This is a genomic window from Chamaesiphon sp. OTE_20_metabat_361 (genome assembly GCF_031364565.1).
This window is the reverse complement of record NZ_JANLWO010000571.1, coordinates 1-9,513: the sequence shown is the minus strand read 5'-3', so window position 1 is coordinate 9,513 and position 9,513 is coordinate 1. Positions and strand designations below refer to the sequence as shown.

The window sequence follows — 9,513 nt, the reverse complement described above, 5'->3', positions numbered from 1 at the left end:
GTCTTCTACAGCCGCCTGTCCGCTGCCGCCACCGATACAGATAATATCCAAGCGGGGGCAATTGTCAAAAGTCGTATCGGGTAAAACCATCATGCCATCGTCAGTTTTGACTGGCTCTAGCGTTTTCCAAATCCGATGAATTTTGATACCAGGCAGCCCACTAAAAACCTGCTGTGGGCCGATAATATCCAACGATGTCATCCCAGGATAGAATACTAAACCGATGATGTGCTGTGGGGAGTCAGTCATAAATCAATTTCAGGATGATAGTAACAAAGCTGATAATGCCTATACTAAGAGTGAAAACCGATCGCGTATAGTCCTCGTTGGCGAAGCCTCTCCCCTGGAGAATCGGGTACTCTTTTGACACTATGGTTGCTTCCTTACAGCCTCTATTTACGGCGATTACCTCCGGTAGGCTACGCCAACGATTCGGTAAGAGACGAACGAAATTTAAAAGCAGATGTCACGTCAAAACTTGGCGAACACTTCGCAGCCACTCGATCGGGTATTTTTTTCTTCGACCAAATTTACCAGCTAGATCCCAACATTCAGAAAATTCTCAAGGTTGCCCTATCGATCGAGCGTAATCCCATCGCCCGTTATCTCACAGAGCGTCACGCACCTGTACATGAAGGCTTGGTGACATCGCCCAAGGTATGGCAGATAATTTGTCCTCGTGCCGACCACTGGCATGTGATGGCAGGACCAATCGTCGTTCGCGGTCAACTAGTAGGTTCGGTGGGGTGTACTCGCGATAATTCGATGCCCGCTTTCGACACCCAAAATCTTGCCGATTTGAGTGGAATTTGTTTGCACTTATCGATGTGGGCGGCAACAACGCGTTCGCCTAGTGTTTCCGCTGGAAAATCGTCAGCCCCATCTCTCAAAGCCGCGCTATTGACCGCGCGTGAATTGCAAATTGTCGAACTAGTTGCTCTAGGGCGCACGAATGCCGAGATTGGCACCCAATTGTGGATTACTGAAAATTCCGTTAAACAGGCTCTAAAGCGGATGTTTCGGAAGCTGGAAGTGTCTTCTCGTGCTGAAATGATTGCACAACTCTCTGCTGATTAGAATTACTCGATTTATCGGGAATCACCTTAGATGTTCATGAATCGAAATAACGTCTAAGGTCACTCTCATTCGGCTTACTTGCCTGTGTTAACAATTATTTCACAAGATTGCCAATACTACGCCAAGTGATAAAAAGCGTTACCGAATGGAATGCTGCAATTCCGAGATTGCTTATCGCGACAGGATTGTGGAACGTTCCTACGGTTATAGGCGTGGTAAGCTTATAAACGATTTGCATCAGTAAAAGTGCTGCTGTTAGCTTTGGATCGCGAAATACGAGCAATGAAGCAGAAGCAGCAAGAATGCTCAGATAGACCGAAAGAAGGATGCCGCGCGCTGGCGTTGCTTCACCGAAACTTATCTGTATCCCATCGGCATGTGTCGCGAGACCAGCGCAAACTGGAATGAGAACAACAATGTTCAATAGTAGTGAGATTGCAAGCATCGTCTTCATAAACTTTTTTGATTCAATCATTAGATTCTTCCACCACAAATGTTCAGGATTGGGATCTAAGCACAGTAAAATATTGACAGTGACAATATAACCTTTAGATATTGCCACTGTCAATATTGTGTTGAATAGTATGCCTAAATACCATCATGGCGATTTGCGTGCTGAAGAGATTTACTGATGCACGCTTGGTATGCAAAACGAGGATCGATAAACTAAATGATGAATTATTCTCAAAATCGTCGGAAATTGCTGCTGGCGGCTGTATCTATGCCGTTGGCGTGTAGCCTATCGGAGATAATCGCGACTATAGGGGCATCATGAGCAGCTCAGGGAAATGCTACTGTTTCGGCTCAGGCACAGTTTACAAAACTCGAACGGACGTTATCGGTTCGTCTGGGTGTATTTGCACTGAATACCGCCAATGGCAACCAACTAAGCTATCGTGCTGATGAGTATTTTCCAGCGTTGCTGAATTGATGTATGATATGGCGATCGAGATCCAAAAACATTCTTCAAAACAGGATGGAATATTTAGCTACATTTAATAGTTAGCTGGGTATGGGATGGGAACATTCCAGAACTTGAGGTAGTGAATTAGTAATCTAACTGAATGTGCTAGCATTTCTTTTGACTTAGAATAGCAAAGTGTTTTGCGGTGAAGTCGAGCTAAATAGTGTCTAAGTCTCGTATTTTCTCCCTCTACTCTAGTCATATAAGTTTTGCAGATAATCTGGTCTACGTCACGGAATAAATATCGGATAGACTGGCCATCCATCTTTAACTCTCTCAATTGCCCTAAAACCCATGCCATTGACATACATTTTTAGACACTCTCGTTTAACTTCCTGTGCATACCCTTGATGGGATTGATAGGAATCTATGAATTGTCTACCACAATCAACGCATATATGATTCTGTTTACCTGCTTTATGCCCATTCTTATTAACACGAGTTGACTTACATTCAGGACATTCGTTGGCGAAGCCTCTCCCCTGGAGAATCGACTCTAATTTGCTGTTCATTGTTTTTCGCCAACTTTCCTCTCGATCGCTATATCACACATCAATTCAGCAACGCCCCTATTTCTAAGTTTGAGCAAAATCAAGGGTCGCGATCGAACACAATTAGCTCTAATCCAAGTTGCTTTGCTACTTATACTCACAGCGGTTAAAACCGCCGCTTGTTTTGCGAAGTCCGCCTGTCTTGTTGTTTTTTTTTTCGGCGGCGTTTTATGCGGGGGGAACCCCCGCTTAAAAAACGCCAAGACGGGGGGAACCCTAGACATAAAAACGCCGCTGTCTTGAAAAGGTGCTCTACTTGGGGAAACAAGCGACGTTTGCGGGGGAAGCTTCCCCCGCAAAGCTCGCGCCCCTGTTCCCGCACTTTTCGCTACGCGGACTAATATTTCAGTCCGCGTAGGCGGACTTCGCAACATGAACACCGAATTCATTCGGAGGTAATTCTTTGTCGAAAGCTCAACGGCGACAGTTTAGTGTGTTTTTTGAAGAAACGGGAGAAGTGTCCTGCGTCCTTAAATCCCAAGTTAGCAGCTATTTCCTGGACTGATGCCGACGATCGCGCCAACATTGCTTTTGCCTCGGAGATCGTCTTTTCGGCAATCCAATTATTGACCGATTTACCTGTTTTGCATTTGATTACAGTGCTGAAATAGTTGGGATGTAAATACTGTGCCTGGGCATAGTCCTGCACTTGCAGCAGCCGATCGCACTTACCAGTCAGTAGCTCGCGAAAGTGCGCTTCGAGATTGCGCTGAAATGTCAATGTGATGTTAGAGCTAGTTAAAGCTTCAGTGAGTGGATCGTATGCCTTCCAAAATCGCTCTTGAATTTTAAGTAGCAACACCACCATTAAACAGCCGATCGTTTGATACTTATAAGCAGAATCCGAAACTTACTTTTTATCCACAACTAAATGTAGCGACCCACAATACTAAATGCTTGAGACCACAATCATCGTGTTTTTGAAGCCACATTAAGTGCAACTATCCGATCGATTGAGACCACATTAGCTGCAACTGAGACCGAATTATTTGCAACCAGCCCACAATCATAAAGGTTGAGACCACATCAAATGCAACTATAAATTTAATACTTGAAATCAAGTCTCAGACTTAGATTCACCATCCGATCGACAGAGGTAAGTCAATAAACTGGTTGCCAGCGATCGAATCTTGACTTAGATAAAATTACCGAGTTGTTTGCCTGATGAAATGGCGGCTAACCGCTTTGTCTGGGCTTGTTTGGCAGCAGTAAAGAAAACGCCCGTTTTTTTTACTCGTCCCCTAATGGCTGTTAGAATGCGTTCTTTTCCTAAAAGCCTTGCCAGCAATACGTTACAACCCGAAGCCCTCAATGAGGCTTGAACTCATGACCTCTTCATTACCAATGAAGTGCTCTACCACTGAGCTATGAGGGCGTTGGTGAAAGTGGGCCGAGCTGGATTTGAACCAGCGTAGGTCTCCCAGCAGATTTACAGTCTGCCGCCATTAACCACTCGGCCATCGACCCACGTCTTGACATCCTGTACCTGGAGGGAACCTCCAGAGCGGCTGTCGCTTTGTTTCACAGTTACTAATACTAGCACAGCTAATTAAAAATACAAAGCAATTTGCTAACTATTTTTTGAAGCTGTTGACTCCAACTGGGTGAGGAGTCCGCCACAGGCATCTGTCAGCAGGTCGAGCACGTAGTCAAAGCCTTCTGCACCGCCAAAGTAGGGATCTGGGACTTCGGTGTCTGAGTGACGGGTGGCATAGTCACACATGAGCTTAACTTTATCTTGGTATTGTCCTTGGGGGTCGAGTTCGAGAATATTGTGATAATTTTCTCGATCCATTGCCAGGATCAGATCGAAGGCGGTGAAATCAGCTTTGGTAAATTTTCTGGCGCTACCAGTCATGAGCAGATGGCGTTTGGCGGCAGCAGCCTGCATTCGACGATCGGGTTGGCTACCAATATGATAGCCACCAGTCCCCGCCGAGTCACACTCGATCTGGCTGCTCATGCCAGATTCAGCGGCGAGATGATTCATGATATTTTCAGCAGCGGGGGAGCGGCAGATGTGGCCCAGGCAGACGAAGAGGAGTTTCATGGGGAGATGGGAGTGGGGGAGTGGGGGAGTGGGGGAGACTGTGTGACTATTCCGACTCTATTCACTATTCACTATCGACTCACACCTAAAGCCTAAAGCTTCTGAGTCGATCGATCGCATCCAAATAGTCGGGAATTGTCTCTCCTGTGGCGATACAGGCCGATCGATCGACGGAGATTGGATCGGTACCGGAGAATATTTTACCAAACTCGATCGTCTGACCGCGATCGGGTTTCCAGTCGGGGCTGATGAGTCGCAAGTCGGCATCGACTACTGCCCCATCGAAGAGATGTCCGATGCAGAAGTAAACATCTTGGAGGACTTTGGGGACGGAGGGTTGGTGGAGTTGTCCGCGTGAATTGAGGCTGCGGGCGTGGTATTTCGAGCGAGGGAACAGTCCGTAGAGATTTTTGAGGGATGCGGAGATGAGGGGTTTGTCTTTGAGGATCGTCCGCTTGAAGGTGCCGACGGTAATGCGGCAATCTACTTGCTGGAGGAGTTCGGGTGCCCACATGGTTTTAAATCGGGCAGGAGTGGGGGCGAGATTGGGGTATTCGATGAGGGGCAGGGTATCGGCATCGAGAAGTTCCATGCCATCATCGAGCAGGGCGTACAGTCCATTTTTGCTGGCAATGTCGTGGAGGCTCACGGGCGAGCAGACGCCTTCGACGATCGAGATCTTAGCATTGGGGCTGGCTTGCCGGAGCGATCGTAAGATCTCGCCTAAGACGCCCATACTGACTGTGACGGGTGCGGCAACGGGATAACCGAGATTGGGTTTGACGAGAATCTGACGGGCGTTGTGGGCGGATGCTGGGGGTTGGTAGCTGAATGATTTGGTGGTGGCTGCGTACATGTAGGAAAGAAGACGATGGTGAGAGATAGCCCCAGTTGGAAAATTTTGGGGAGAGCGGATTGTGCCCAGAGTGACTGAGTTACAAGACTAAGACTAATGTACCGATCGCGATTAGGCAACCGCCGAGGATGACTTTGAATGTAAGTGGTTCGTGGAGAAATAGTGCCGAAAATACAATTACCATCATGACACTGGATTTATCGATCGGGGCTACCTGGGCGGCTTTGCCGAGCTGGAGTGCCTGAAAGTAAAAAATCCACGAGCAACCAGTGGCAACGCCAGAAATAATCAGGAAAATTAGCGATCGAGTCGAAATTGTGGCAAGCTGGCTGAGGCTACCTTGAGCTAAGACGATCCCCCAAGCGATGAAGACAATTACGGCGGTGCGGATGGCTGTAGCTAAATTGGCATCGACATTTTCAATCCCAACTTTGGCAAATATCGTCGTTAATGCTGCAAAAAAAGCCGAAAGCAAAGCATAAATCCACCAAATATTCGAGCTATTTTCCATGTATTTATCGATCGAGATGGTACTAAGAGCGTCAGGGATGGAATCTGCAATATGGGATAATTACGACAATCCTGCTAGATCGGGGTATCCGGTAAATCTTCCAGATCCTCCGGCGCGTCCGCACTTACCAATTAGCCAACCTAATAATTCCAAATTTTGATAGTCGATCGTTTGTGTTGGCTTGCAGCCCCTATTAGTCTAACCGGATCGTGGTGGCGAGGAGATTGCCTCAGTGTAGTTTTAACAGCAGTATAAGTCTCCAGCTCATTGTCTACTAATTCAGGACTTGCTAGTTGCGAGCCTAAACTAGTCGAAGCCAAGGATAATGCTAGTGCTGTTAATGATGAGACTAATATTATTACTCTAGACACGAGTAGTACCAAATTGCTGTTTGATTTTTAGCTATTTTCGATTTAAAAACATGTCAAATCAAAGCTTTCCAACTACTTATCAGCCACCAGAAACATCTCGTTTGGATTATTTTTACGATCGCCCAGGTACTACACCCGGACAGCTAAATTTAGGTAAAAATGCGCTGCCAGCAGAGTTGGTGCTAATTGACTACGATCGCGATCGAGCCACCAAGGTTAGTATTACTAATCCAGCCGAAATTAGAGATTATCTCAGAACGCATACTGTTTCGTGGATCGATGTTTTAGGATTGGGAAACATGGCAACATGGGATGCTCTAAGTCCGATCTTTAATCTACACCAGATGTTGTTAGAAGATGTTGTCAATGTACCGCAGCGTCCGAAGGTAGAGCATTACCAGGATCAGTTATTGATTATTGCCATTATGGTCGTGCTCAGTCCCGATCGCACTAGCTTTACCAAGGAGCAAGTAAGTTTAGTATTAGGTAAAAATTATCTATTAACGATTCAAGAAGAACCCGAACAAGATTGTTTTCATGGTGTCCGGCAACGAATCGATCTCGATCGCGGGATTATTCGGACGCAAGGCGCTGATTATTTAGCATACTGCTTATTAGATGCGATCGTGGATGGTTATTTTCCAGTTTTGGAACATTATGGAGAACTAATCGAAGATCTCGAAGAAGAAGTCATGCTCCGTCCCGATCGATCGACGCTAGAAAAAATTTACAAAATTCGGCGCGAACTACTCACGATCAGACGGGCAATTTGGCCGCAGCGCGATGCGATCAATTCCTTGATTCGGGATGGTAGCGATCTAATTGGTAGTGAGGTTCAGGTGTATTTACGAGACTGTTACGATCATACTATTCAAGTGATGGATATGGTCGAAACTTACCGAGAGCTAGCGACAGGATTGATGGATGTGTATCTGTCCGCAGTTAGTAATAAAATGAACGAAATCATGAAATTACTAACTGTTGTCTCGGCAATCTTTATCCCCCTAACCTTCATTGCTGGCGTCTACGGCATGAATTTCGATCGTGAAAAATCGCCACTTAACATGCCTGAGTTAGGTTGGTATTGGGGCTATCCTCTTTGTCTGGCTTTAATGGGCATTACCGCTGGTAGTCTGGTATTCTTCTTCTGGAAACGTGGTTGGTTTAAGTCTTCGATGTAGGGTAGGGAGTAGTGAATAGTGAATAGTGGATAGTGGATAGTGGATAGTGAATAGAGCCGGAATAATTGTTCAGTCTCCCAGTCCCCCAGTCCCCCCATCTCCCATGATTCCTCGCATTTTAGATTTAACAGACATCGCCTGGGCGCTAGGCTTAATCGGGATCTCCATCGGGTTGTTGCAATGGCAACGAGTGGGATTGGCTGGACAAATCACGATCGCGGCTGCTCGATCGATTTTGCAGTTATTGGTGATGGGTTTGGGTTTGCAGCTCGTCTGGCAACTGGACAATCCACTGGTGACTATCGGTGGAATTAGTGTACTGGCGATCGCGACGACGATCGCCGCTAATAACCGAATTGGCGATCGAATGAAGAATTTGCTACCGATTGTTGGTGGCGCTATCTTTACGGGGCTAATAGTCGCGGTTGGGTATACAATTTTAGTGGTGATTAAGCCGACAAATTGGCACCAACCTCAATACTTGGTTTCCTGTGCGGGGATTTGTTTGGGTTATTTGCTCAATAATACAGCGATTGCGGGCGAGCGGCTGATTGGTGAGATCGATCGACATCAAGCAGAGATTGAAACTCAGCTTAGTTTGGGAGCATCCCCAGCTCAAGCAATCGCCACGTATCGCCAGACAGCTATTAAGTCGGCGCTAGTACCGACGATCGATACGCTAATGGTGACGGGTTTAGTCACGATTCCGGGCTTTTTGACTGGGGAATTACTCGCCCAGATTCAACCTGTTAATGCGGCTGGTTATTTAATTGTGGCGTTATTTGCAGTCATAGCGAGTAATACAATTTCTGCCAGTTTAGTTACTAGTGGCATCGTTAATCGTTGTTTTACTCAGTACGCTCAACTAAAATCATTCGATTAAAATAGATCGAGTTGGCGAGCGATCTAGCCTTGATGTTACGCTGGTAAACTCACGTTACAATAACAATGTCAGCAATTTACTCATCGTGGCGATCGATTTCCGCTCGCAATACAGCACTTTTCAGGTTATTGAGGTACAAGATCCCCGACTTCTTGAAGAAGTCGGGGATCTGAATCAGGGGTATCGTACCTTATTAAGTTGCAAACCGCTGTATATACCCGAGCCAGTCACGCTAGATTTTAGTTGTCTTGGCTACTCTCAGTTGTCACGATCGCCAGATATCGAGCGAATAAAAAATATTGAAACTTAGCAAATTTTACAACCTACTTTATCATATTATCTAACGATGAAACTATCAATTACTGTAAGTATTACTTCACTCATCCTAGTAGCTGCTACAGCGATCGCCGATTGTAATTATAGCTATGCTAATCCGCTCGGATCGACTGCTACTAGTCATAGCTATCGGGTAGCACAATCCGCGCAGAAACAAGCTGAAGATCTGCTATCATCAGGCAATCAGAAGTTTCGGAAAAAAGACTACAACGGTGCGATTGCTGACTTTTCTCAATCGATTCAAATTAGCCCTAACTTTGAGAAAGCTGTTTACAATCGAGCTGTTGCTTACGATCTATCTGGCAATCGCCAAAGTGCGATTGCTGACTATACTAAGTCGATCGAGCTAAACCCGCAGAATATCAATAGCTACTTTAATAGATCTGTTTCTCGACGGAAAAGTGGTGATAAGCAAGGCGCGATCGCCGACTTAAATCGAGTAATTCAAATCGATCCTAACTATGCAGATGCTTATCTAAATCGCGGTAACTTATTATTAGATGCTGGTGAAGCTACCGCTGCGATCGCTGATTTCTCGCAATTAATTAAACTCAAACCCAATCGAGCAGAAGGATATCTCAATCGCGGACTGGCTAAATATAAAATGGTCGATCGCGCTGGCGCATTGGCTGATTACGATCTCGCCATCAAAGCTAATCCTAATTACGATCTTGCCTATAACAATCGCGCTTGGACGAAATTAGAAATGGGCGATAATCAGGGTGCAATTGCC

The 9,513-nt window shown here is 45.9% G+C and carries 13 protein-coding genes, 2 tRNA genes and 1 pseudogene; 7 read left to right on the top strand and 9 right to left on the bottom strand.

All coding sequences use genetic code 11. The features are described 5' to 3' along the window. The coding region (locus RMO35_RS16480) for a DJ-1/PfpI family protein (RefSeq protein WP_309742407.1) at positions 1-249 on the bottom strand (249 nt) is incomplete at its 3' end. Positions 250-363: 114 nt separating this feature from the next. Between RMO35_RS16480 and RMO35_RS16475 the strand changes: the two genes are divergently transcribed. After that, positions 364-1,077 carry a helix-turn-helix transcriptional regulator gene (locus RMO35_RS16475; protein WP_309742406.1) on the top strand — a complete coding sequence of 238 codons (714 nt, stop codon included), beginning with the start codon at positions 364-366 and terminating at the stop codon, positions 1,075-1,077. Positions 1,078-1,171: 94 nt separating this feature from the next. Here the strand turns inward: RMO35_RS16475 and RMO35_RS16470 are convergent, their stop codons facing one another. Further along, positions 1,172-1,639 (bottom strand): hypothetical protein, encoded by a 468-nt coding sequence (locus tag RMO35_RS16470; protein WP_309742405.1) that lies wholly within the window; start codon positions 1,637-1,639, stop codon positions 1,172-1,174. Between the two features lie 38 nt (positions 1,640-1,677). On the opposite strand from RMO35_RS16470, the gene RMO35_RS16465 reads away from it, so the two are divergent. After that, positions 1,678-1,815, top strand: coding sequence for a hypothetical protein (locus tag RMO35_RS16465; protein ID WP_309742404.1), 138 nt, complete (start codon positions 1,678-1,680; stop codon positions 1,813-1,815). A gap of 257 nt (positions 1,816-2,072) precedes the next feature. Here RMO35_RS16465 and RMO35_RS16460 read toward each other — a convergent pair. Then, positions 2,073-2,553 (bottom strand): annotated as a pseudogene (locus tag RMO35_RS16460) (IS1 family transposase). 424 nt (positions 2,554-2,977) lie between these two features. Next, on the bottom strand, positions 2,978-3,394 hold the full coding sequence (locus RMO35_RS16455) for an AraC family transcriptional regulator (RefSeq protein ID WP_309742403.1): 417 nt from the start codon (positions 3,392-3,394) through the stop codon (positions 2,978-2,980). Between the two features lie 367 nt (positions 3,395-3,761). Here RMO35_RS16455 and RMO35_RS16450 point away from each other — a divergent pair, with 367 nt between their 5' ends. Beyond that, positions 3,762-3,914, top strand: a complete 153-nt coding sequence (locus tag RMO35_RS16450; RefSeq protein WP_309742402.1) for a hypothetical protein — start codon at positions 3,762-3,764, stop codon at positions 3,912-3,914. Here the strand turns inward: RMO35_RS16450 and RMO35_RS16445 are convergent. The 5 genes from RMO35_RS16445 to RMO35_RS16425 all read right to left on the bottom strand — a co-directional run bounded on the left by RMO35_RS16445 (position 3,896) and on the right by RMO35_RS16425 (position 6,009). Continuing rightward, positions 3,896-3,967 (bottom strand) — tRNA-Thr (locus tag RMO35_RS16445). The genes RMO35_RS16450 and RMO35_RS16445 overlap by 19 nt on opposite strands. Positions 3,968-3,978: 11 nt before the next feature. Further along, positions 3,979-4,059: transfer RNA gene (locus tag RMO35_RS16440), tRNA-Tyr, on the bottom strand. A 103-nt stretch (positions 4,060-4,162) separates the two neighbouring features. Beyond that, on the bottom strand, positions 4,163-4,642 hold the full coding sequence (locus RMO35_RS16435; protein WP_309742401.1) for a low molecular weight protein-tyrosine-phosphatase: 480 nt from the start codon (positions 4,640-4,642) through the stop codon (positions 4,163-4,165). Between the two features lie 85 nt (positions 4,643-4,727). Next, positions 4,728-5,498: a DUF362 domain-containing protein gene (locus tag RMO35_RS16430; RefSeq protein WP_309742400.1), complete on the bottom strand. Its 771-nt coding sequence runs from the start codon at positions 5,496-5,498 to the stop codon at positions 4,728-4,730. Positions 5,499-5,577: 79 nt separating this feature from the next. Further along, the gene (locus RMO35_RS16425) at positions 5,578-6,009 is read right to left on the bottom strand and encodes an EamA family transporter (RefSeq protein WP_309742399.1); all 432 of its coding nucleotides are present in this window, start codon (positions 6,007-6,009) and stop codon (positions 5,578-5,580) included. 267 nt (positions 6,010-6,276) lie between these two features. Here RMO35_RS16425 and RMO35_RS16420 point away from each other — a divergent pair, with 267 nt between their 5' ends. The 4 genes from RMO35_RS16420 to RMO35_RS16405 all read left to right on the top strand — a co-directional run. After that, positions 6,277-6,411, top strand: a complete 135-nt coding sequence (locus RMO35_RS16420; protein ID WP_309742398.1) for a hypothetical protein — start codon at positions 6,277-6,279, stop codon at positions 6,409-6,411. A 19-nt stretch (positions 6,412-6,430) separates the two neighbouring features. After that, entirely contained in the window at positions 6,431-7,561 is a 1,131-nt protein-coding gene (corA, locus tag RMO35_RS16415; RefSeq protein WP_309742397.1) for a magnesium/cobalt transporter CorA, read from the top strand. Between the two features lie 103 nt (positions 7,562-7,664). Further along, on the top strand, positions 7,665-8,444 hold the full coding sequence (locus RMO35_RS16410) for an ABC transporter permease (protein ID WP_309742396.1): 780 nt from the start codon (positions 7,665-7,667) through the stop codon (positions 8,442-8,444). 346 nt (positions 8,445-8,790) lie between these two features. Beyond that, positions 8,791-9,513: tetratricopeptide repeat protein (locus RMO35_RS16405; RefSeq protein WP_309742395.1), on the top strand; the 723-nt coding region annotated here is incomplete at its 3' end.